Annotated in this window: 21 protein-coding genes and 1 pseudogene; 18 read left to right on the top strand and 4 right to left on the bottom strand. The window is 65.1% G+C overall.

Features of this window, described 5'->3' with window-relative positions; all coding sequences use genetic code 11:
- Window positions 1-29 precede the first annotated feature (29 nt).
- The 9 genes from GA0061099_RS00675 (at window position 30) to GA0061099_RS00635 (ending at window position 10,398) form a co-directional block, all read left to right on the top strand.
- A complete protein-coding gene (locus GA0061099_RS00675) occupies window positions 30-347 on the top strand; it encodes an ArsR/SmtB family transcription factor (protein ID WP_036005951.1) in 318 nt (105 codons plus the stop codon).
- 48 nt (window positions 348-395) lie between these two features.
- Entirely contained in the window at window positions 396-1,757 is a 1,362-nt protein-coding gene (locus GA0061099_RS00670; protein ID WP_036023198.1) for an NAD(P)-binding domain-containing protein, read from the top strand.
- On the top strand, window positions 1,754-2,929 hold the full coding sequence (locus GA0061099_RS00665) for an MFS transporter (protein ID WP_036023228.1): 1,176 nt from the start codon (window positions 1,754-1,756) through the stop codon (window positions 2,927-2,929). Before GA0061099_RS00670 ends, GA0061099_RS00665 begins: the two co-directional genes overlap by 4 nt.
- A 60-nt stretch (window positions 2,930-2,989) precedes the next feature.
- Window positions 2,990-4,177 (top strand): MFS transporter, encoded by a 1,188-nt coding sequence (locus GA0061099_RS00660; protein WP_036023230.1) that lies wholly within the window; start codon window positions 2,990-2,992, stop codon window positions 4,175-4,177.
- 141 nt (window positions 4,178-4,318) lie between these two features.
- The gene (locus tag GA0061099_RS00655; RefSeq protein ID WP_036005883.1) at window positions 4,319-4,681 is read left to right on the top strand and encodes a hypothetical protein; all 363 of its coding nucleotides are present in this window, start codon (window positions 4,319-4,321) and stop codon (window positions 4,679-4,681) included.
- A 93-nt stretch (window positions 4,682-4,774) separates the two neighbouring features.
- Window positions 4,775-5,167: a FixH family protein gene (locus tag GA0061099_RS00650; protein WP_036023200.1), complete on the top strand. Its 393-nt coding sequence runs from the start codon at window positions 4,775-4,777 to the stop codon at window positions 5,165-5,167.
- Window positions 5,168-5,247: 80 nt separating this feature from the next.
- Window positions 5,248-6,669, top strand: coding sequence for an efflux RND transporter periplasmic adaptor subunit (locus GA0061099_RS00645; RefSeq protein WP_036023202.1), 1,422 nt, complete (start codon window positions 5,248-5,250; stop codon window positions 6,667-6,669).
- A complete protein-coding gene (locus tag GA0061099_RS00640; RefSeq protein WP_036023204.1) occupies window positions 6,666-9,857 on the top strand; it encodes an efflux RND transporter permease subunit in 3,192 nt (1,063 codons plus the stop codon). Before GA0061099_RS00645 ends, GA0061099_RS00640 begins: the two co-directional genes overlap by 4 nt.
- A 61-nt stretch (window positions 9,858-9,918) precedes the next feature.
- Window positions 9,919-10,398 carry a DUF411 domain-containing protein gene (locus GA0061099_RS00635; protein ID WP_036005872.1) on the top strand — a complete coding sequence of 160 codons (480 nt, stop codon included), beginning with the start codon at window positions 9,919-9,921 and terminating at the stop codon, window positions 10,396-10,398.
- A gap of 237 nt (window positions 10,399-10,635) precedes the next feature.
- Here the strand turns inward: GA0061099_RS00635 and GA0061099_RS00630 are convergent, their stop codons facing one another.
- Window positions 10,636-11,043: a GFA family protein gene (locus GA0061099_RS00630; RefSeq protein WP_036023206.1), complete on the bottom strand. Its 408-nt coding sequence runs from the start codon at window positions 11,041-11,043 to the stop codon at window positions 10,636-10,638.
- Between the two features lie 152 nt (window positions 11,044-11,195).
- On the bottom strand, window positions 11,196-12,083 hold the full coding sequence (locus tag GA0061099_RS00625; RefSeq protein ID WP_036023232.1) for a LysR substrate-binding domain-containing protein: 888 nt from the start codon (window positions 12,081-12,083) through the stop codon (window positions 11,196-11,198).
- Between the two features lie 131 nt (window positions 12,084-12,214).
- Here GA0061099_RS00625 and GA0061099_RS00620 point away from each other — a divergent pair, with 131 nt between their 5' ends.
- From GA0061099_RS00620 to GA0061099_RS00610, 3 genes are read left to right on the top strand one after another with little or no spacing between them, the layout of a single operon-like run.
- Entirely contained in the window at window positions 12,215-12,976 is a 762-nt protein-coding gene (locus GA0061099_RS00620) for an SDR family NAD(P)-dependent oxidoreductase (RefSeq protein ID WP_036023208.1), read from the top strand.
- Between the two features lie 17 nt (window positions 12,977-12,993).
- Window positions 12,994-13,839 carry a transketolase gene (locus tag GA0061099_RS00615; protein ID WP_036023210.1) on the top strand — a complete coding sequence of 282 codons (846 nt, stop codon included), beginning with the start codon at window positions 12,994-12,996 and terminating at the stop codon, window positions 13,837-13,839.
- On the top strand, window positions 13,836-14,846 hold the full coding sequence (locus tag GA0061099_RS00610) for a transketolase family protein (RefSeq protein ID WP_036023211.1): 1,011 nt from the start codon (window positions 13,836-13,838) through the stop codon (window positions 14,844-14,846). The genes GA0061099_RS00615 and GA0061099_RS00610 overlap by 4 nt, the downstream gene beginning before the upstream one ends.
- Window positions 14,847-14,933: 87 nt before the next feature.
- On the opposite strand, the gene GA0061099_RS00605 is transcribed toward GA0061099_RS00610, so the two are convergent.
- Entirely contained in the window at window positions 14,934-16,013 is a 1,080-nt protein-coding gene (locus tag GA0061099_RS00605; RefSeq protein ID WP_036023213.1) for a Cj0069 family protein, read from the bottom strand.
- Between the two features lie 447 nt (window positions 16,014-16,460).
- Between GA0061099_RS00605 and GA0061099_RS00600 the strand changes: the two genes are divergently transcribed.
- Together GA0061099_RS00600 and GA0061099_RS00595 are read left to right on the top strand one after the other, a co-directional pair.
- A complete protein-coding gene (locus GA0061099_RS00600) occupies window positions 16,461-17,345 on the top strand; it encodes a DUF1259 domain-containing protein (protein WP_036023215.1) in 885 nt (294 codons plus the stop codon).
- 164 nt (window positions 17,346-17,509) lie between these two features.
- A complete protein-coding gene (locus GA0061099_RS00595) occupies window positions 17,510-17,704 on the top strand; it encodes a hypothetical protein (RefSeq protein WP_225111727.1) in 195 nt (64 codons plus the stop codon).
- 66 nt (window positions 17,705-17,770) lie between these two features.
- On the opposite strand, the gene GA0061099_RS00590 is transcribed toward GA0061099_RS00595, so the two are convergent.
- Window positions 17,771-18,571 carry an IclR family transcriptional regulator gene (locus GA0061099_RS00590; RefSeq protein WP_036005860.1) on the bottom strand — a complete coding sequence of 267 codons (801 nt, stop codon included), beginning with the start codon at window positions 18,569-18,571 and terminating at the stop codon, window positions 17,771-17,773.
- Window positions 18,572-18,741: 170 nt separating this feature from the next.
- Between GA0061099_RS00590 and GA0061099_RS00585 the strand changes: the two genes are divergently transcribed.
- From GA0061099_RS00585 to GA0061099_RS00570, 4 genes and pseudogenes are all read left to right on the top strand, one after another.
- Window positions 18,742-19,902: an aminotransferase class V-fold PLP-dependent enzyme gene (locus GA0061099_RS00585; RefSeq protein WP_085972064.1), complete on the top strand. Its 1,161-nt coding sequence runs from the start codon at window positions 18,742-18,744 to the stop codon at window positions 19,900-19,902.
- A 22-nt stretch (window positions 19,903-19,924) separates the two neighbouring features.
- Complete coding sequence (locus GA0061099_RS00580) at window positions 19,925-20,818, top strand: amino acid ABC transporter substrate-binding protein (RefSeq protein ID WP_036023221.1); 894 nt, start codon at window positions 19,925-19,927, stop codon at window positions 20,816-20,818.
- Between the two features lie 49 nt (window positions 20,819-20,867).
- Window positions 20,868-21,662 carry an amino acid ABC transporter permease gene (locus GA0061099_RS00575; protein ID WP_036023223.1) on the top strand — a complete coding sequence of 265 codons (795 nt, stop codon included), beginning with the start codon at window positions 20,868-20,870 and terminating at the stop codon, window positions 21,660-21,662.
- Window positions 21,659-22,353: pseudogene (locus tag GA0061099_RS00570) on the top strand (amino acid ABC transporter permease). The gene GA0061099_RS00575 and the pseudogene GA0061099_RS00570 overlap by 4 nt, the downstream one beginning before the upstream one ends.
- The last annotated feature ends 28 nt before the right edge of the window (window positions 22,354-22,381 follow it).

Genomic DNA, 22,381 nt, shown 5'->3' with positions numbered 1-22,381 from the left:
TTGATGCGCACGGGCGCATCATGTCGCGCATGAAGATCGACGACGCAGCAGCACGCCTGGAAGCCCTGGGGAATCGGACCCGCCTGCAGATTTATCGCGCGCTGGTCCGGGCCGGGCACGCGGGCATGCCGGTCGGCCGGTTGCAAGACAAGCTGAAGATTCCGGCGTCGACGTTGTCGCACCACATCAAGACGCTGGTCTCGGTCGGATTGGTCAGTCAGATCAGGGAATCGACGACCCTGATCTGCCGCGCCAATTTCGATGCCATGCGCGGGCTGGTCGATTTCCTGGCCGCGGAGTGCTGTGCGGAAGAAGCGGGATGCAAGGCTGCGCAGACCGCAGCCTAACTCATTTGGCCAGTTATTCCATAATTCTAGAAGGATGGAGAGTTTGGAATGGACAAGACGGTAGCCATCATCGGGGCGGGGCCGGTCGGCCTCGCGGCCGCCGCTCATGTGCGCGAACGCGGCATGTCCCCTGTCGTGCTCGAAGCCGGACCCGAGGCCGGGCATGCGGTGCGGCAATGGCAGCACGTCCAGCTCTTCTCGCCCTGGGAATACAACGTCGACAAGGCCGCGGCGCGCCTGCTTGCGCCGACGGGATGGAATTCGCCGGACCCGAGCTCCTATCCGACCGGCGGCGAACTGATCGAGCGCTATCTTGCGCCGCTGGCAACGCGAACGCCGCTGCGCGAGACGATCCGGACCTCGAGCCGAGTCACCGCGATCAGCCGCGCCGGCTTCGACAAGGCCAAGACGAAGGGGCGGGACCAGGCGCCGTTCGAAATCCGCTACCAGAACGGCAAAGGCGATGAGGTGCTGCGCGCCGATGCCGTCATCGACGTCTCCGGCACGTGGTTCTCGCCCAATCCCGCCGGCAGCAACGGTCTGCCGGCGCTCGGCGAACGCGAATGCGCCGGTCGCATCGCCTATGGCATGCCGGCGGTGCGCGGCTCCGCTCGCAGCAGATACGCCGGCAAGACCGTCGCCGTGCTCGGTGCCGGCCATTCCGCGCTAGGCACGCTGATCGATCTCGCGCGGCTCGCCGAGGAGGCGCCCGGCACCAGGCCCGTTTGGCTGCTGCGCGGCGACGATCCGGCAAAGGCCTTTGGCGGCGGCCGCAACGACAAGCTTGCCGCGCGCGGCGAGCTGGGCTCAGCCTTCGCCGCGCTGGTGACTGCCGGAAAGATTGCGGTCGAGACCGGTTTCGCTGTCACTCACATTTCGGAGCGCGAAGGCCGCCTCAGGATTTCGGCAGGCGCCGGCTCGGCCGCGCGGAATGTGATTGCGGATGAGCTGGTGGTGTCGACCGGCTTCCGGCCCGATCTCTCGTTTCTGTCCGAGCTGCGGCTGCGGCTCGATCCGGCGATCGAGGCGCCCCTCGCGCTCGCGCCGCTCATCGACCCCAACGAGCATAGCTGCGGAACGGTGCGGCCTCACGGCGCGCGCGAGCTGGCGCATGATGAGCCGGGCTTTTATCTCGCCGGCATGAAATCCTACGGACGTGCGCCGACCTTCCTGATGATGACGGGATACGAGCAGGTCCGATCGATCGCCGCCGACATCGCCGGCGACAAGAAGGCCGCGGCACGGGTCGAGCTCGTGCTGCCGGAGACCGGCGTCTGCACCCGCGGCAGCGTGGCGTCCGCCGCCGCGGCGGGATGCTGCGGCGGTCCGGCCAAGGCCGAACCTTCGGCCTGCTGTGCCGCCGATGAATCCGTCAAGAAGGCGGGCGGTGCGGGGTGCGGCTGCTCATGAGTCGAGGCACTGCAGGCCCGCTCACCGTCGTCATCGCCCTCGGCACCGCGCAGACCATCGCGTGGGCGTCAAGCTACTATCTTCCTGCCATCCTGGCCGCGCCGATCGCGGGCGATCTCGGTCTTGCGCCGACTTACGTGTTCGGCGCGCTGTCGGGAGCGCTCGTCATCTCCGGCCTGCTTGGTCCGAGGGTTGGGCACGCCATCGATACGTTCGGTGGGCGCAGCATGCTTGCCGTCTCGAACCTCGTTTTCGCGGCTGGCTTGCTGCTGCTGTCCGTGGCCTATGACGTAGCGGTGCTGATCGCAGCCTGGATCCTGCTCGGGATCGGCATGGGCATGGGCCTCTATGAAGCCGCGTTCGCGACGCTTGCGCGCATTTACGGCGCCAATGCGCGACGAACGATCACCGGCATCACCCTGATCGCCGGTTTCGCCAGCACGCTCGGCTGGCCGCTCACGACTTGGCTCGCCACGGAGTACGGCTGGCGCGCGGCCTGCCAGCTTTGGGCGGTGATCCACATCAGCCTTGCCTTGCCGCTCAACCTTGCGCTGCCCCGTGCCGCTCCGTTGCATCAGGAGGCTGGACCGAGCACGGGCGCAAGCCAGCAATCCGGCGGTCAGAGCGAAACCTTCGCAATGATATTGCTGGCGTACATGTTTGCGGCCGCGAGTTTTGTCAGCTCCGGAGTCTCGGCCATCCTGCCCACCATGCTGGTTGCGTTCGGCGCCACGCCGGCACAGGCGTTGCTGGCGGGAGCACTGGTCGGACCGGCGCAAGTCGGCGCCCGCCTTCTGGAAGCAGGATGGCTTGGCCGGTTTCATCCGCTGCTGTCGGCGCGGCTCGCCATGCTCATGAATCCGATCGGGGTGCTTGCGCTGGTCGCGGGCGGTCCTTTGCTCGCACCGCTCTTCACGGTGCTGTATGGCGCGGGCAACGGCATCATCACCATTGCCCGTGGTACGCTGCCGTTGGCGCTGTTTGGGCCGGTCGGGTTCGGTAGACGGGTCGGGATGATTTCGCTGCCTTCCAGGGCAACGGGCGCCTTCGCGCCGCTTGCGCTGGGACTGATGGTGGAGCATCTCGGCAGCAGCGCGCTCTGGATCGGCGCGCTGGCCTCGGTCTCTGCATTCTTCGCGCTTCTGCTGCTCCGTGGGGATCACACGACATGAGTCGCTGTCCGATGGGAGGGGAACATTCGTAGCTTGCGCGGCTGGCCGCTGATTGCGGTGATGTGTATCGGCCAGCTCGGCAATCTGCTGCCGCACGTGACGTTGTCCGCGAATTTGGCCCAGCATCTGATGCCGGTGTGGGGATTGTCCGCCGCCGAAGGCGGGATGATGGCGAGCGGCTACGCGTTTGGCTACATGCTGGCGGTGCCCGTGCTGACGACACTGACCGATCGCATCGACGCACGGCTCGTGCTCCTCGGCGGCTCTGTCGTCAGCGGACTTGCGACCGTCGCGTTTGGCATCTTCGCGCAAGGCTTCTGGTCGGGGACCATCATCTGGTCGCTCGCCGGCCTTGGTTTTGCCGGTGCCTACATGCCGGGGCTCAAGGCACTGACGGACCGGCTGCCCGCCGGCGACACCTCGCGGGCGGTCACGCTCTACACGTCGAGCTTCTCGGTGGGCGTCGGCCTGTCGTTCCTGATCGCCCAAGTCCTCGCCGACGGCTGGGGATGGCGGACCGCGTTCTACGTGACCGGCATCGGTCCCATCGCGATGGTGGTCGCGTGTCTCTTGATCGAGAGCCGCAGTCCCGCTCCAAGATCAGGACGCCTTTTGAACTTTGCGCCCGTCTTGGCCAACCGCAAGGCGCTCGGTTACATCTTCGGCTACGGCGCGCACTGCTTCGAGCTCTACGGCATTCGCACCTGGCTGGTCGGGTTCTGGACCTACGTCGTCGCGCATCAGGGTGCGCCCTCATGGCTGAGCCCGGTCCTGATGAGCTTCTGCTTTGCAGTGATCTCCATGCCGGCCAGCATCCTCGGCAACGAGGCCGCACTGAAATTCGGGCGACATCGGGCGATCACGGTGGTGATGATCGCCTCGGCTTGCGTTGCCCTCGTCATCGGCCTGAATGCGACGGCTCCAGCATGGGTGCTGGCGCTGCTGCTGATGATCTATGGCCTGACAGTGCCAGCGGATTCCGGTGCATTGACAGCCGGGATGTCGGCCGCGGCTGTCTCGGAGCATCGCGGGGCGACTCTCGCCCTGCATTCGACCGTCGGGTTCGGCCTATCGGCGATCGGAGCCTGGGGAACCGGGGTTGCCCTCGATGCCGCTGGCGGCCCCCAGAGTGCAGAGGGCTGGTTGCTGGCCTTCATCGTGCTCGCGGCCGGGATCGCGCTCGGCCCGCTCGCCTTGCTATGGTCGCGGACGGCTCGGTCCGACGAGCTGGTATCGAAGTCGCAATAGGCGAGGCAGGATGCGGGCGATCGGCCTAACAGGCGTCGGAGCCTTGGTCACGAATGCTTGACTTTGATCAAAGAATGCTTTCGGCCGCAGACTATGCTACTGAGGCTGCGTTGCGGTTCCAAAAGGTTAAAAGCACGTTTCATGCGGATCGTTCGGACCATCCTGGCATTCGCCATCGCCATCTCCCTGGCGATGCTGCCGGCTGGCGCGTCCGCTTCCGGCGTCGCGATGTCGTCGGGTGACATGAAGGCGGCCATGCAGGTCGGCGGCGACGACGATATGTCGGTGCACGATTGTTGTCCCGACATGAAGGGAACGGGCTCCGACACCGGCTACCAATGCGGGATGGGCTTCTGCTGTGTCGGCGGCACCGTCGCACTGGCAGACATTCGTCCCCTGGCGTTCGAATTCCTTGCCGTCGCGGCAGCGGAAACCGCTATTCCTGCCGATCAGGTCGTCGACTCGCGCGGCGGCAGTCCTCCCTTCCGGCCTCCTCGAATCTGATCTCTCAAGACGCGCGCGGGCACGCCCCGCGCGGCGATGACTGATGTGCGCATTCATGCGTCGCGGTCGAGATCAATTCATGAGGACAGGACAATGCTTTCCAAGTTCAGCACCGCGGCTGTTGCCGCCACCCTTTCGCTCGCCGCTTCAGTCGCCTTGGCGGGTGCCGGCGATTACGCTTTCGAGCCGGTCAATCCCGAGATGAAGAAGGGCGACGACGTCACGCTCGCCGTTCGCCTGACCAACAAGCAGACCGGCAAGCCGGTGCCCGACGCCGTCATCTTCAAGACGCGCGTCGACATGGCTCCGGACGGCATGGCCGAGATGGAATCGGCGGTCGCGCCACTGCCCTCCAAGGAGCCGGGCGTCTACGCCTTCAGGACGGACCTGCCGATGGCCGGCCGCTATCAGGTCACGCTCTCGGCGAAGGTGCAGGGCGAGCCTGAGACGGTCACCGGCAAGGTCATCGTCAAGGCGACCAAGTGAGCTTTCTGGCGCCGTCGGACGGCGCCCGAACTTCTCTTTCCCATTCACATGGACGCGCGCTCCGAGCGCGCGAAACAACCATGAAGACGTTGCGTCTCTTGACGACTCTCGCGCTCGGCAGTGGTCTCGCCCTTGGCGCGTACTGGTTCTCGAACGAGGGGCGCTGGTCGGTCCATGCCGAGGTGACCCCGGCTGCGGCGCCAGCGGACCGGACTCCGCTCTACTATCGCGATCCGACCGGCGCGCCGCTTTGGTCCGCCGAGCCAAAGAAGGACGACCGCGGGCGGGACTATCTGCCGGTCTACGATGACGACAAGGCCGCCCAGGCAGAGCCGAAGCCACCGCAGGCGGCTTCATCGCGAAAAATCCTCTACTACCGCAATCCGATGGGGTTGCCCGACACCTCGCCGGTGCCGAAGAAGGACCCGATGGGGATGAACTATATCCCCGTCTACGAAGGCGACGACGCCGATGACGGCACGGTGAAACTGTCGCCCGGCAAGATCCAGCGCAGCGGCGTGAAGTCCGAGCCGGTGGCGCGGCGATCGGTCCAGGTCCTGGTCAAGGCGCCCGGTACGATCCAACTAGACGAGCGCCGCGTCTCGGTGATCGCGATGCGGGCCGAGAGCTTCGTGCAGAAGATCGCGGACGTCACCACCGGCTCCCGCGTCAAGGCGGGCCAGCCGCTGATGGAGATCTACAGCTCGGCGGTCGCCTCCGCGGCGGCCGACTATCTTGCGACCATCACCTCCAAGACCGTCGGCGGGGTCGAGATCTACGGCCGCGGCTCGCGGCAACGGCTGATCAATCTCGACGTCCCCGAGCGGGTGATCGCCGAGATGGAGAGAACGCGTGTCGCGCCCGTCACCATCCATTGGTCGGCGCCGCGCGACGGGATCGTGCTCGAGCGCAACGCGATCGAAGGCATGCGCGCCAATCCCGGCGACGTGCTGTTCCGCATCGCCGACACCTCGCTGGTCTGGGCGCTGGTCGACGTCGCCGAGCGCGATCTCGGCAACATCGCGGTCGGGCAGTCTGTCGCGGTGCGCGCGCGCAGCTTCCCCGGCCGAAGCTTCACCGGCAAGATCGCGGTGATCTATCCGCAGGTGAACCGCGAAACCCGGACGGTTCGCGTCCGCATCGAGCTCGCCAATCTAGATGCGATGCTGCTGCCGGACATGTATGTCGATGCCGACGTCGACACGGCCGATAGCGCGCTTGTCCTGGCGATCCAGGACAGCGCGGTGCTCGACACCGGCACGCGGCAGGCCGTCCTCGTCGACAAGGGGGACGGGCGCTTCGAGCCGCGGGAGGTGAAGCTCGGCCGGCGCGGCGGCGGCTTTATCGAGGTGCGCGACGGCCTTGCCGAAGGCGAAGCGGTGGTCACATCCGCCAACTTCCTGATCGATGCGGAAAGCAATTTGAAGGCCGCGCTCAAAGGCTTTGCCGAGGCTGCGCCTCAAGCCTCCGACGCCGGCCATGCGACGGGAGAGCACAAATGATCGCCCGCATCATCGCCTGGTCGGCGCGCAACCTGCTGCTGGTGCTGTTCGGCACCGGCTTTGCGGCGGCCGCCGGCTTCTACGCGCTGCTTCATCTGCCGCTGGATGCGATCCCCGACCTCTCGGACACCCAGGTCATCGTCTACACCGAATATCCCGGCCAGGCGCCGCAGGTGATCGAGGACCAGGTCACCTATCCCTTGACGACGGCGATGCTGACCGTGCCGAAATCGAAGGTGGTGCGCGGCTTCTCCTTCTTCGGCGTTTCGTTCGTCTACGTGATCTTCGAGGACGGCACCGACATCTATTGGGCGCGCTCGCGCGTGATGGAGTTCCTGAACGGCGCCACGTCTCGGCTTCCCGTCGGCGTCACCCCGACCATCGGGCCCGATGCGACCGGCGTCGGCTGGGTCTATCAATACGCCGTGATGTCGAAAGAATTGAACCTCGCCGACACGCGCACGATCCAGGACTGGAATCTGAAATTCGCGCTCGCCAAGGCCGAAGGCGTGGCCGAGGTCGCCAGCATCGGCGGCTTCGTCAAGCAGTACAACGTGGTGCTCGACCCGCAGCGCATGCGCGACCGCGGCATCAGCATGCAGAAGATCCGGGAGGCGATCCGTGCCAGCAATGCCGACGTCGGCGGCCGCACGGTCGAGCTGTCGGAGTTCGAATACGTCATTCGCGGTAAGGGCTACATCAAGAGCATCAACGATCTCGGCAACATCGTCCTGAAGACCAGCAACGGCACGCCGGTGCTGCTGCGGGACGTCGCCAATGTCGAGCTCGGACCCGACGAGCGGCGCGGCATTGCGGAGCTGAACGGCGAGGGCGAGGTCGCAAGCGGCATCGTGCTGCAGCGCTTCGGCGTCAACGCGCTCGACGTCATCGAAAACGTCAGGAAGCGTTTCAAGGAGATTGCGAGCAGCCTGCCGAAATCGGTCGAGATCGTCCCGGTCTACGACCGCTCGGGCCTGATCTATTCGGCGATCGACACGCTCAAGCACACGCTGTTCGAGGAGAGTATCGTCGTCGCGCTCGTCTGCATCGTGTTCCTGCTCCATGTCCGCAGCGCGCTGGTCGCGATCTTGATGCTGCCGGTCGGCGTACTGATGGCGTTCGGCGCCATGAAGCTGCTGGGCCTGGGATCCAACATCATGAGCCTCGGCGGCATCGCGATCGCGATCGGCGCCATGGTGGATGCCGCGATCGTCATGATCGAGAACGCGCACAAGCACCTTGAGCGCGCCGAGCCCGGTCAGTCGCGTGTCCAGATCCTGATCGACGCGGCATCCGAAGTCGGCCCGGCGCTGTTCTTCAGCCTCCTCATCATCACCGTGTCGTTCATGCCGATCTTCACGCTGGAATCGCAGGAGGGGCGGCTGTTTAGCCCGCTGGCGTTCACGAAGACCTTCGCGATGGCGGCCGCGGCCCTGTTGTCCGTCACGCTGGTGCCGGCGCTGATGGTGATCTTCGTCCGCGGCAGGATCGTGCCGGAGAGGAAAAACGTCATCAACCGCTTCCTGATCTTTATCTACCGCCCGGTCATCAAGGGCGTGCTGCGCGCCAAGACGCCGGTGATCCTGGCTTCGCTGGTCGTGGTCGCCGTTACGATCTGGCCGGCGCGGCAGCTCGGCACCGAGTTCATGCCGACGCTGAACGAGGGCACGCTGCTCTACATGCCGACGACGCTGCCCGGCATCTCCGTGACCAAGGCGGCCGAGCTGATGCAGACGCAGGACCGCATCATCAAGTCGTTCCCGGAGGTCGAATCGGTCTACGGCAAGGCGGGGCGGGCGGCGACCGCGACCGATCCGGCGCCGACCGAGATGTTCGAGACGGTGGTCAGTCTGAAGCCGAAGGAGCTTTGGCGGGAAGGCGTCACCATCGACAGCCTGATCGCGGAAATGGACAAGGCGCTGCAATTTCCGGGCGTCTCCAACGCCTGGACCATGCCGATCAAGGCGCGCATCGACATGCTGTCCACCGGCATCCGCACCCCCGTCGGCGTCAAGGTGATGGGCACCGACCTCGTCGAGATCGACCGGCTGGCGAAGCAGGTCGAACGGGTGATCAAGACGGTGCCGGGCACCTCATCGGCCTATGCCGAGCGCGGCATCGGCGGCTACTATCTCGAGATCGTCCCGGATCGCGAGGCGCTCGCCCGCTATGGCATCCTGATCCAGGATGTTCAGGACACCATCGCGGCGGCGCTCGGCGGCCAGACCGTCACGACGACGGTGGAGGGGCGGCAGCGGTTCACGGTGAACATGCGCTATCCGCGCGACCTGCGCGACAATCCCAAAGCGATCGCCAGTGATATCCTGGTGCCGATGCCGGCGGGCGGCGCGGTGCCGCTCGGCGAGGTCGCGAAGGTCGAGCCGGCGCGGGGGCCGACCTCGATCCGGACCGAGAACGGCCAGCTCGCGACCTACGTCTACGTCGACATCCGCGATCGCGACATCGGCAGCTACGTCGCCGATGCGCAACGCGCCGTGACTGACAGCATCCAATTCCCATCAGGATATTACGTGGTCTGGAGCGGTCAGTACGAATATCTCCAGCGCGCCGCGGCGCGCCTGAAGATCGTGGTGCCGGTGACGCTGACGATCATTTTCCTGCTGCTGTACCTGAATTTCAGGGCCATGACCGAAACCTTGATCGTGATGCTGTCGCTGCCCTTCGCGCTGGTCGGCGGCATCTGGATGATGTGGTGGCTCGGCTTCAACATGTCGGTCGCCGTCGCCGTCGGTTTCATCGCGCTCGCCGGCGTCGCCGCCGAGACCGGCGTCGTGATGCTGATCTACCTCGAGCATGCCCTGGCCGAGATCAAGGCGGCGTGCAGCGCCGAGGGCAGGGGCCTCACCCGGCAGGATCTCCACGAGGCGATCATGGTGGGCGCGGTCGAGCGCGTCCGTCCCAAGATGATGACGGTTGTCGCCATCATGGCGGGCCTGCTCCCGATCATGTGGAGCACCGGAACCGGGTCGGAGATCATGCAACGAATCGCGGTGCCGATGATTGGCGGCATGATATCGTCGACGCTGCTGACGCTGATCGTGATCCCGGCGATCTTTGGATTGGTGAAGGGCTTCCGCCTGCCGCCCAAGCGCGAGGACAGAGGACAACCGGCTGAGATGCCCAAGCCGATCGGCGCCAGATTGCGCGTCGTGGAGCCGGCCGGATGAGGCGAGCCGTGACGCACGATCATATGTCAGGGCGACGGAGTGACAGAAGAGGAAGCCGAAGATGAAGCAACGCGCATATCTGATGACCCGCCGGTCCCTTGTCGGGCTGATGGCCGCGGCAGCTTTTGCAAGGCCCGCCGCGGCAGCATCCGACGCAGCCGCGCTCACGGTGCACCGGGATCCGAGCTGCGGCTGCTGCGCCGGCTGGGTGCAGCATCTGCGGGACGCAGGATTTACCGCCCAGGTGGAGGAGACTCCCGACCTCGAGCCGATCCGGGCGCGTCTCGGCGTCCCCTCGAACCTGGTCGCGTGTCACACGGCAGAGGTCGCCGGTTATGTCGTCGAGGGGCACGTGCCGGCCGCGGCCGTGCGACGCCTCCTCGCGGAGCGTCCAAACGCGAAGGGAATAGCCGTGCCGGGCATGCCGGTCGGATCGCCGGGCATGGAAGGCGGCAAGCCGCAGCGTTACGAGGTCGTGCTGTTCGGTGCCGACGGTCAGAAGCCGTTCATGCGCTTCATCGGCGCGCAGGAAATTGATTGAGAGTGCTGCGCGAGGCTAGAGTGCGATGACATGAGCCCTGATCGCGCAATGACGGAGGTGCGCTCCCTCTCCCGCTCGCGGGAGAGGGTTGGGGAGAGGGTGCTTCCGCAATGGGACAATCCCCAAGAGGAGAAAGCCCTCACCCGGCGCTTCGCGCCGACCTCTCCCGCAAGCGGGAGAGGTTGCACCGAGCCCGTGGCAATCGATTCAACCTAAGGTCATTCTGCCTAGCCACCACTACGGCTGCGGCGGATAGCGCTCGAAGGTCGGCAATTCATGCGCATGCTCCATCCAGCGCAGGCGCTCGGCGACCTGGATCTGCATCGTGGCAGGCACGGCCTCGGGATCGTCGTAGGTCGCGCTCTGGATGTCGATGACCCCCGGCAGCATGCTGGCATTGACGTAGAACAGTCCGGTTCCGCACGCGCTGCAAAAGTGCCGCCGCCCGTGTTCCGAGGAGCGGTAAACCTTCGATTCGCCCTTGGTCACCTTGACCGCGCCGTCCGGGTACATCGTCCAGCCGACGACCGGAGCCCCGGCGTGTAGCCGGCAATCGCGGCAGTGGCAAAGCGCGTGCACGATCGCCTCGCCTTCGACCTCGTAACGGATTGCACCGCAGTGACAGCCGCCCGTGATTGTGCTCATGCGTTCCTCCGATCGAAGATGACTTCAGATCGATAGCTCTCGAGCCTTTTGGCTTCAACAACGCAACCAATTCGAGATTGCGTCCTACTGTCGCCTGACAGCTGCTGCCATTGCGCAGTTCGTCGGCTGCCGTTCCCGGAAACCGCGGTGATTCAAGCCGAGCGGCCGGCCGCAAGCTCGCGCGTGATCCACTCGGCGAACACGCGGATGGGACGGCGCTGCTGGCCTGCGCGCGGAAACACGAGATGGTGGCCGACATAGCGGATATCGACCGAACGTCGGGCGAGCGGCGCGACCAGCCGCCTGGTCGCGATCTCGCGTTCGGCCAGCAGGGTTGATTCCAGCGTCACGCCGAGGCCGCTCGAGGCCATCGCGATCGCCAGGAAGCTGCGATCGAAGCGCATGCCGTGAATGGCCGGCGCTTCGAGGCCGTTTGCGCTGAACCATTGATGCCACTGCACCTGCTTGACTTCAGAGCGGATCAGCACCTGATCGAATAGGTCCTTCGGCTTGCGGATCTTCTTCGCGAGCTCGGGCGTGCAGAGCGGCGTCACCGTCTCCTCGCCCAGCGGAATGATCTCGACCCCTTCGGCCCTCGGCTTGCCATAGACGATGTCGATGTCGAAATCGTCGTTGCTGAACCTTGCATATTCGGTATTGGCCGCCAGGCGGACCTCGAGTTTGGGTTCGGCGGCCATGAAGCGGGCAAGGCGCGGGGCGAGCCACTGCGCGGCAAAGCTCGGTGCGCAATGCACCCGTAGCAATTGCGGGCCGCGGCCTGCGACCTCCTCGATGCCGCGGCGCAGATTGTCGAAGGCGGCGCCAGCATGACGCATCAGGTTGGCGCCCGCCGGCGTCAGGCGGATCGCCCGGGCGCTGCGTTCGAACAGGATCGTGCCCATCGCGCTTTCGAGCTTGCGAATGGCGTGGCTGACCGCGCTCGGGGTGAGGTGAAGCTCGTTCGCGGCATCCCGGAACGAGCCGGTGCGCGCGGCCGCCTCGAAGGCGCGGATGGAGGATATCGGGATACTCGACAGCAGCATCCGATGAGTGAACCAAATTCACCTATGCAAGACAACAGCGCGTTTGCGAGGGAAGCAGCAGCGGCTTAATCAACGGGATCAAGACCGGGCCCTGCGGCGCCCGGCAAGAGCGAGCCAGGGAGGAGCCAATGCTGCTACGCGGCAAGACTGCCATCATCACCGGCGCGGCCTCGCCGCGGGGGATCGGCCTTGCGACCGCGCGCCGCTTTGCAGCCGAAGGCGCCCGGGTCGCCATTCTCGATATCGACGGCCCGGCGGCGGAAGCTGCCGCCCGCGGCCTCGAGCCGGTCACCGGCGAGCCGCATCTCGGGCTGGCCCTGGACGTCACCGACAAGCAGGCCTGCATCAAGGCCGCCGAAGCGGTCGCCGCGGCATTCGGCCAGATCGACATCCTCATCAACAATGCCGGCGTGACCCAGCCCGTGAAGCTTCTCGACATCACGCCGGAAGATTGGGGCCGCATCCAGGACGTCAACCTTAAGGGCATCCTGTTCCTGTCGCAGGCCGTGATCCCCTACATGCGAAAGCGCAAGAGCGGATCGATCGCCTGCATGTCGTCGGTCTCCGCCCAGCGCGGCGGCGGCATCGTCGGTGGCCCGCATTATTCGGCGGCCAAGGCCGGCGTACTCGGGCTGGCCAAGGCGATGGCCCGCGAATTCGGACCCGACGGCATCCGCGTCAATTGTGTGACGCCGGGCCTGATCGGCACCGACATCACGGCGGGCAAGTTCACCGACGAGATGCGGGCGAAGATCCTCGAGGGCATCCCGCTCGGCCGGCTCGGCGAAGCCGCCGATGTCGCCGGCATCTACACCTTCCTCGCCTCGGACCTGTCGGCCTACGTCACCGGCGCCGTCATCGACGTCAACGGCGGCATGCTGATCCACTGAGCGGGAAGGGGAGACACATGGCGACACCGACACTCGAAAACGCGCCGACGCTGGCGCAGCGCGCCCGCTACATCCGCCGCAACGCCCTGTTGATGGGCGAGGTCCAGGGCCAGGGCTATATCGCCCAGGCGCTCGACATCGCCGACGTGCTGGCGGTGGCCTATTTCCACGCGATGCGTTTTCGCGCCGAAGATCCCGCCTGGGAAGGCCGCGACCGCTTCCTGCTGTCGAACGGACATTATGCGATCGCGCTCTATGCGGCGCTGATCGAGGCCGGGATCATTCCCGAGGCGGAGCTCGAAACCTACGGCTTCGATGAGAGCCGCCTGCCGATGTCGGGCATGGCCTCCTATACCCCGGGCATGGAGATGTCCGGCGGCTCGCTCGGTCTTGGCCTCGGCATCGCCGTCGGCATGGCGCTCGGGCTGAAGCGGAAAAAATCGGCCGCGCGCATCTTCACGCTGTTCTCCGACGGCGAGCTCGACGAAGGCTCCAAATGGGAAGCCATCATGTCGGCATCCCATCACAAGCTCGACAACCTCATCGCGATCGTCGACGTCAACAATCAGCAGGCGGACGGTCCCTCCAAGCAGATGCTCGGCTTCGAGCCGCTGGTGGACAAGCTCGAGGCGTTCGGCTGGTTCGTGCAGCGCGTCGACGGCAACGATCTCGACGCGGTCGTCGCCGCCTTCGATGCCGCGATGACACATGGCGAGCCGAAGCCGCGCATGATCGTCGCCGACACCCTGATGGGCAAGGGCGTTCCCTTTCTGGAGCAGCGCGAGAAGAACCATTTCATCCGCGTCGAGCCGCATGAATGGCAGCTCGCGCTCTCGGCCCTGAACGCGGGAGAGCAGCCATGAAGTCCGCCGGATCGACCCCATGGGCCAAGCCGCGCCTGACGACCTCGGCCATGATCGCCTCGATCGCGGCGGAAGGCCAGCGCACCCGGCCGGCTCCGTTCGGGCACGCGCTCGTCGAGCTCGCCCGCGGACGCGAGGACGTCGTCGGCATGACCGCCGATCTCGGCAAATACACCGACCTGCACATCTTCGCGCAGGCCTTCCCCGATCGTTATTACCAGATGGGCATGGCCGAGCAGCTGCTGTTCGCCGCAGCCTCGGGGCTCGCGGCCGAAGGCTTTATGCCCTTCGCAACGACCTACGCGGTGTTCGCCTCGCGCCGGGCCTACGACTTCATCCATCAGACCATCGCCGAGGAAGACCGCAACGTGAAGATCGCCTGTGCGTTGCCCGGCCTGACCTCCGGCTACGGCCCGAGCCATCAGGCGGTCGAGGACCTCGCGCTGTTCCGCGCGATGCCCAACATGACGGTGATCGATCCCTGCGACGCGCATGAGATCGAGCAGATCGTGCCGGTCATCGCCGCGCATCGCGGACCGGTCTATATGCGGGTGCTGCGCGGACAAGTGCCGCTGGTGCTCGACGAGTACAATTACCGCTTCGAGCTCGGCAAGGCTGCGCTGCTGCGCGACGGCACCGATGTCCTGATCATTTCCTCGGGCATCATGACCATGCGCGCGCTGGAGGCGGCCCAGGCCTTGTCTGACGACCGCGTCAGCGCTGCCGTCCTGCACGTGCCCACGATCAAGCCGCTCGATACCGCGGCGATCCTGCACGAAGCGGGCAAGCCCGGCCGCCTCGTCGTCGTCGCCGAGAACCACACCGTGATCGGCGGCCTCGGCGAAGCGGTGGCGACGCTGTTGATGCGCTCCGGCGTCCATCCCCCATTCCGGCAGATCGGGCTGCCGGACGAGTTTCTCGCCGCCGGCGCGCTGCCGACGCTGCACGACCGCTACGGCATCTCGACCGCGGAAGTGAAGCGACAGATCAAGGCCTGGCTGCGCTAGCAGCCACCTCTTTACAATCGAAGCGACCGACATGCTTCGCAGCATTGCTGCGGAGAACGAGGGCTGCTGTCCAAACGCCCGGCGAGGCTATGTTCGGGCCTCTGTGCGTTCAGTCCGCATCAGCCGTTGCTTCACCGTCCGCGCGATCGCAGCCGGCGCCTCCTCGGGGATCGCAAAGCACGAGCTCGCGTTGATCTCGCAGAGCACGTAGGTGTCTGCGCCGGCCGCATCTTTCGGCCCGTACAGGAAGTCCGCATCCCAGATCACCGGCAATGACGACTCATCGATGCCGAGCGTTGCCATCATCTGCGGCGTCCATTCGTCCTCCATCGCTCCGCGCAGCGCCTGGAATGGCGGAGCATCAGGCCCGTGCATGATACGCGGCCCGGGCTGCGCCTCAGGCGCCTCCGGTCCCTCCGGCGGCGGCGGGATCAGCGCCTTGATCTTCTGGTGTCCGAAGCCTGCGACTTTGGCGCCGCTCATGTAGCAGCGGATCATGCCGTCGGGCAGGCGCGGATGAAACGCCTGGTCGATGATGCAGCCGCCCCAACCGAAATAGGGCTCGCACCGTGCGAGCAGCGCATCGATCGGCATGTCCTCCGGCGTGCTGCCGCGCTGCGCATGCAGCACGCGAACCATGCCTTCGGTATCGGGCAGGGCCTCAACCTTCCAGACCCCCTGGCCGCCATTGCCGCGGTTCTGCTTCAGCACGCGCGGGCCGCTGGCACGAAGGCGCGCCGGAAACTGGCTGCGGAAGCTTATGGCGGTGTCATAGCGGTGCGTGTCGGCGCCCCAGCCCAGATGCCGTGTCCGGTAGAGCACCTCCTTGACGCCCATCTTCAGAATGATGTCCGGATGCGCGCTCACCCATGGCCCTTGCGCCGCGACGTCGCGCAGCAGGGCGTCGAGCTCGGCGCGGGTCTTGCCCTGGTGGATCGGATCGACCCAGACCAGCACGCCGTCGGCTGCAAGCAATTGGTCGCGGACCGCGCCCGCAAAGCTCTCGTCATAGATCACTGGGAAGGCGTCGATGCCAGCGGCGGCGAGCGCTTCGAAGACGCGGACGAAGCGGCTGTTCTGCGCCGTCGCCTCGCGCCGCGCGGCCGCGTCGCCGCGCGAGAGGATGGCTATAGTCTGGCGGGGAGAGGGGTGACGTTCGGTGTCCATGCGCAAGCTCCACGGATTTGCGTGCTGCGCAGAGCTTGGACCTGGGTCTCACGGGGAGTCTGCATCGTCCCCACGCCGACAATGTATGTGAAACCGCCTCGTCGTTTCAAGATGGCGGCTGGCGGGTTCCTTCAAAGGGTGAACTCTTCGTGACGTGACGCGGCCGTGCGCCGGTTGACAGTTCTGCCCTGCGGGTTTTTAGTCAGCGCGACGGGGATGTGCGATCTCCCCGCGAGGCGACATGCCCAAGCATCGCGTCCTGATCACCAAGGGCGCAGCATGTTCACACACCGCAACTCCATTCCACGACCCTCTCGGCTTGCCGGCATCCGAACCGCCATGGCATGCGCCTCCGCGGCGAGTCCGCTGTGTGTGGCGGAACGGCCGGAGCGGCCTCACTTATCCGATTGGGGCAGGGACACACCCAGAGCTCAAGGGAGCTGATCCATGCATAAGACGGTTTCGGCACTGATCGGCGTCGCTGCCTGCTTCATCACGAACGCTCACGCGCAGGGCATCGACTGGCAAAAGGTCGATGAGGCACTGGGCCGCAAGCCAACCGTTGCGGACGATGTCCATCGCTACGGCTTCCCGCGCACCGATCTCACCGTGACGTTGGATGGCGTCACGATCAAGCCGGCGCTGGCGCTTGGCGGCTGGCTGGCGTTCAAGCCTGCGCATGGCGGAACCATGGTCATGGGTGACCTCGTGCTGCTTGAGACCGAGATCAATCCAGTGATGGCTAAGATGATGGCGAGCGGTCTCGAGATTACCGCCGTGCACAACCATCTGCTGCGCGCAAGCCCGGCGACATTCTACATGCACGTCGCCGGACACGGCGACCCTATCAAGCTGGCGTCGGCAATCCGTGATGCGCTCGCCGAAAGCAAGACGCCCCTGACGGTCGCCGCAGCCGGGAATCCGCCCTCTATCGATCTCGACACCGCAAAGCTCGATCAGATCATCGGCGTCAAGGGGCAGGGCAATGGCGGCGTCTACCAGTTCAATGTGAAACGGCGCGACCCGATCACGGAGAACGGCATGCTGCTAACCCCCGTCGGTCCAATGGGCGTCGCGACCGCCATCAATTTCCAGCCGACCGGCGGCGGCAAGGCCGCCATCACCGGCGATTTCGTGCTGACCAGCGACGAGGTGAATCCAGTCATCGCGGCGCTGCGGACGCATGGCATCGAGGTGACGGCGCTGCACAGCCATATGCTGAACGAACAGCCGCGACTCTTCTTCATGCACTTCTGGGCCAATGACGACGCGATCAAGCTTGCTGAAGGCTTGCGCGCGGCGATCGACAAGACCGCCAGCACCAAGAGCTGATCCAAGGCACAGAAAATGCACCGTGAGGCGTTTCAATGATTGAATGTCTGACGTGTTGGGGCAGCCGACGATGCGCGCCGCTTTGGCCTTTGCGTCGCGGGCGTCGGCACGGGCCGGTCTCGTCCTGGCCGCCTATGCTGGCTGTGCTGATGGGAGGAAACGCCATGGCCGAGAGCCTGAATTTTGACGACGCTCCTGCAGGAACAGCGCCGGCAGGGTCCGAAATTTCCGGCCTTCTGTCGATGGCGGGACCCATGGAGAGCCAGCCGGCGATACAGAAGCTGCGCGCCATCCTGCCGCCGCAAGAGCCCATCGCACATGCCCGCGAGTGGGCGAAGTCGCACCGCCCGAGATATTGACCAAGGCCTGATCCGGCTTGCAGGGCGAGGACAATCTCGGTGATTGTGGACGACGTTCGAGCAGCATCAGCTTGCCGACACGGCTTCGCTTACGCCGTCCTCATTGTCCGCGAGGATCGTCTCCGATAGCAGCGCAGCGGCCTTCTGCAGGGGAGCTATGAACCGATCCAGCTCGGTGAAGCTCACCCGTGCCACGGGAACAGACACACCCAGGCACGCGATCAGCTCGCGATCCGGTGAGAGGATGGGAACGGCACAGCCGACCACGCCTCGCACATATTCTTCATTGGTCTTGGCCCAGCCGCGCTTGCGGGTCTCATCGAGCACCTTCATCAGGTGCTCGACGTCCACGATCGTGGTTTCGGTGTATCGCGTCAGCGTGAGCGCGTGGCACAGCTTCTCGCGCGCGCGTTCCGGCAGCCGGCTCATGTAGATCTTGCCGGTCGACGTGCAGTGGAGCGGGGCCGCTTCGCCGGGATTGAATTGCAGGCCTTGAGGTTGCGATACGCGGACGCTGTCGACGTAAGCAACGACGTTGTCCCGCACGACGCCGATCTCGCATTGCTCGCCGATTTCGGCGGCGACGGCGCGGAGCACCGCGTGCCGGCGGGCGGTACGGAAAGCTGCGCCGATGACGCGGGCCGACAGCGTGACCATTTGATTGCCGACCACGTACCGCTTCGTTCCCACGGCTTTCTGAAGCAGCCCGCGCTGCTCCAGATTTCCGATGAGCCGATGCGCAGTCGGCAGCGGCAGGGACAGCGCAGCGGCGATGTCCGCGACCGAGGCTGCTCTGGTCTGGCTGGCGACATAGCCAATGATCGCGAAGGCGCGGTCCAATGGCCCGTCGGTACTCGGCTGCTGCATTTCGCCAGTCTCCACCCGAAGTACAAATTATCATTTTTCGGAATGAAATATACTGGAATATGAAAATTTGTATAGGCACTTTTGTGTCGTGCCCATATCGTTGGCGCTGCTCGGTGGTGAACAGGATTTGTGCAGTGCGAGCCACCGGGGAAGTGCTTCAGGAGATCGGGATGTCAGGCCATTACGACTTCGATGCCGTGCGGAGGGAGTTTCCGGCTGCCGAGCGGATCACCTATCTCGATTCCGGCTTCCAGACGCCGCTTGCGCGCCCCGTCAAAGCGGCGATCGATCGTTTTCTGAGCGAAGGTCTCGAGACCGCCGGCCCGAAGAGCGTCTGGCTCGATCGCGTCGAGCAGACGCGCGAAAAGCTGGCGCGGTTTCTCGGCGTATCGGGCGACGGGATCGCCTTCACCAAGAACACCTCGGAAAGCATGAACATCGCCGCGAATGCGCTGCCGCTGCGCGCCGGTGACAAGGTCCTGATGATCCACGGCGATCATCCGAACAACGCCTACGCGTTCCTCAATCTGCGGCGCAAGGGTGTGACCGTCGCATTCGTGCCGATGACGGAGATCGTGAACGCCGACAGTCTTCGTCCCTACATCGATGCGAGCACGAGGGCGATCTCGATCTCGCAGGTGACATTCCATGCCGGCCATCGTTTCGACATCGAAAGCATCGGCGCCCTCTGCGCGGAGAAGGGGCTCCATTTCGTCGTCGACGTGATGCAGGCGATCGGTGTCGTGCCAATCGATGCGAAAGCCATGCGCGCGACCTTCATCGGTTCGGGCAGCCATAAGGGGCTGCTCGTGCCGCAAGGGCTGGGCCTGCTCTATTGGGACAAGTCGAGGGCTGAGCTCGAGCCGACCTATCTTGCGGCTGCGAGCCTCGCTGAAGTCCCGGCCGATCTGATCGCCCGGCCTGACAGGCTCGATCCGGCCCCGAGCGCGCGCCGCTTCGAGCTCGGCAATTTCAATCTTCCGGCGATCCATGCCCTCGATGCCTCGCTCGACATGATCGAAGCGCTGGGCGTCGAGAACATCCAGAACCATTGTTTCGATCTCGGCGATCATCTCATCGCCCGGCTCGATGTGCTGGGCGTTCGCCTGGTCGGCCCTCGCGCGCGGCAGCATCGCGCGCCGCACATCTACGTCATTGCGCTGCCCGCGGCCGAATGGCTCGGCCATTTCGAGGAGAATAACGTCCGCGTGTCTCCGGAGCGGGACGGCATTCGCGTGTCGTTCGGGATGTTCAACACGATTGCCGACGTAGACCGCCTGATCGAGGTCATCCAGCGGCGCGGCGTGAAGCCATCATCGAGAGCCGCATAGGCTGTCCAGCAAGGAGACGTACATGACGAAGTTTGCATGTGTCTTGAGCATTCTGTCGGTCATTGGCGGCCTCGGCAGCGCCGCTTCTGCCGCCGACAGCCCCACGCTGGCCAGGATCAAGTCGAACGGCGCCATCACCATCGGTCATCGCGAGGCCTCGATCCCGTTCTCCTATCTCGGTCCCGACCAGAAGCCGATCGGGTTCTCGCTCGACCTCTGCGCGGCCATCGTCGAGCGCATCAAGGCGGAGACCGCCTTACCCAATCTCAAAGTCAATTACGTTCCGGTGAACTCGTCCAATCGCATCCCGCTGATCCAGAGCGGCACCGTCGACATCGAGTGCGGCGGCACGGCCAACGACAGGAAGCGGCAGGAGCAGGTCTCGTTTTCCGTCGCCACCTTCGTCAGTCAGCCGCGCTGGCTGGTCAAAGCGGATAGCGGCCTGAAGACGGCCGGCGATCTCAAGGGCAAAACCATCGTCGTCACCCAGGGCTCGAATGCCGTCGGCTTCGCGCAAGGCGTGAATGCGAAGGAGCAGCTCGGCTTCAACATCGTCCAGGCAAAGGACCATGCCGAATCCTTCCTGATGCTGAACACCGGCCGCGCGGCCGCGTTCATGGAGGACGACATTCTGCTCGCCGGCCTCAAGGCCGCAGCTCCGAAGCCGGATGCGCTGATATTTCTCCCCGAGGGTTACGCCAAGATCTATTATGGCCTGATGTTCACGAAGGGCGATACCGGCTTCAAGGCGCTGGTCGACGACGTTCTGTCGAAGCAGATGGCATCGGGCCAGTTCGAAAAGACCTACGCCAAATGGTTCACCAGGCCAATTCCGCCCAAGAACGAGAACCTGGCGTTTCCGCTGACGGTCGAGCTCACGGAACGGATCGCGCGTCCCAGCGACGCGGTGGACTAATTGCGACGTCGGCGGAGAGTGTCCCGCAAACCGAGCCCTGAGGTTCGCCATGTTTGCAGTGCTTCTTGAACAGACCGCAGACGGCCAGCGCTATATCGACTGGCTCGTGTCGGGCCTCGGCTGGACCCTCGCGCTGGCGTTCTTCGGCTGGTGGATTGCCTTCGCGGTCGGGATCGTCGTCGGCATCGGCCGCACTGTGCAGAACCGAGCCGTCGCGGCACTTGCCCGCCTCTATGTGGAGATCTTCCGCAACATCCCCGTGCTGGTGCAGATGTTTCTCTGGTACTTCGTCCTGCCGGAGATTCTTCCCGCCTCGCTCGGGAACGCCATCAAGCAGATTCCGCCACCCTGGGGATCGTTCTTTCCGGCACTGGTGTGCCTCGGTCTCTACACCGCCGCCCGGATCGCCGAACAGGTGCGTGCCGGGATCGAGGCCCTGCCGAAAGGTCAGGTCGAAGCGGCAAGCGCGCTCGGGCTCAGCGGGTATCCGACCTATCGCTACGTCATCGTGCCGCAGGCGCTGCGCCTGATCATTCCGAGCCTGACCAGCGAGGTGATGGGCATCTACAAGAACACCTCGGTCGCGCTCACGATCGGGCTGATGGAGCTGACGGCGCAGGCCCGCCAGATCAGCGAAGCGACATTCCAGACCTTCACCGCTTTCGGCGCCGCGACGCTTGTCTACCTCGCGCTGGCGCTCATCGCCTATCAGGGGATGGCGTTGATCGACAGGGCCGTGCGCATTCCGGGGACGAGCCCTGCGGACGATGCAGTCAAGCCGGGCGCGACGCACGCCATCCAACCGCTTGATTCCCTGCCTGACGCGATGGAGGTCGTGAAGTGACCAGCCTCGATTTCTCCGTTGTGCTTCAGGCGTGGCCTTACCTCTGGTCGGGCCTGCTGTTTTCCCTGGCGCTGACCGCCGTTGCTTCGTGGTCGGCCTGGTCCTCGGCACCTGCCTGGCCCTCGTGCAGCACTTCGAAGTGCCCGTGCTCGGCAAGCTCGTGCGCGGCTATGTCGCCCTGATGCGCTCGATCCCGCTGATCCTGGTCCTGTTCTGGTTCTTCTTCCTGGTGCCGATCGTGCTCGGTCATCTCGGCGGAAGCGGGCGACCGGTCCCGATCGGCGCCACCTGGACCGCCTTCATCACCTTCGGCCTTTTCGAGGCGGCCTATTACTCGGAGATCATCCGCGTCGGATTGCGCGCCGTGAACCGGGGTCAGTTCGAGGCCTGTCAGGCCCTCGCATTGTCGACCTTCGATACCTATCGCGCCGTGATCCTGCCGCAGGTGCTTCGCGTCGCCAGCCCGATCATCCTGAGCCAGACCATCATCCTGTTCCAGGATACCTCGCTGGTCTACGTGCTCTCGCTCACCGATCTGCTTGGCGCAGCCTCGAAGCTGGCGCAGCTCAATGGCCGTCTGGTCGAGATGTATCTGGTGATTGCGGTGGTCTACCTCGCGATCAGTTCGGCGGCATCGCAATGCGTAGCGTCCTTGCGCAAGCGATATGCGATCGCGGGACTACGCCGCTAGCGCTGCGCACGGTCATCCCAGTCTTTGG

It is taken from the genome of Bradyrhizobium yuanmingense (assembly GCF_900094575.1).
GTDB lineage: Bacteria > Pseudomonadota > Alphaproteobacteria > Rhizobiales > Xanthobacteraceae > Bradyrhizobium > Bradyrhizobium yuanmingense.
Note: the sequence above shows the minus strand (reverse complement) of the source record. Positions and strands in the feature narration are given on the sequence as shown.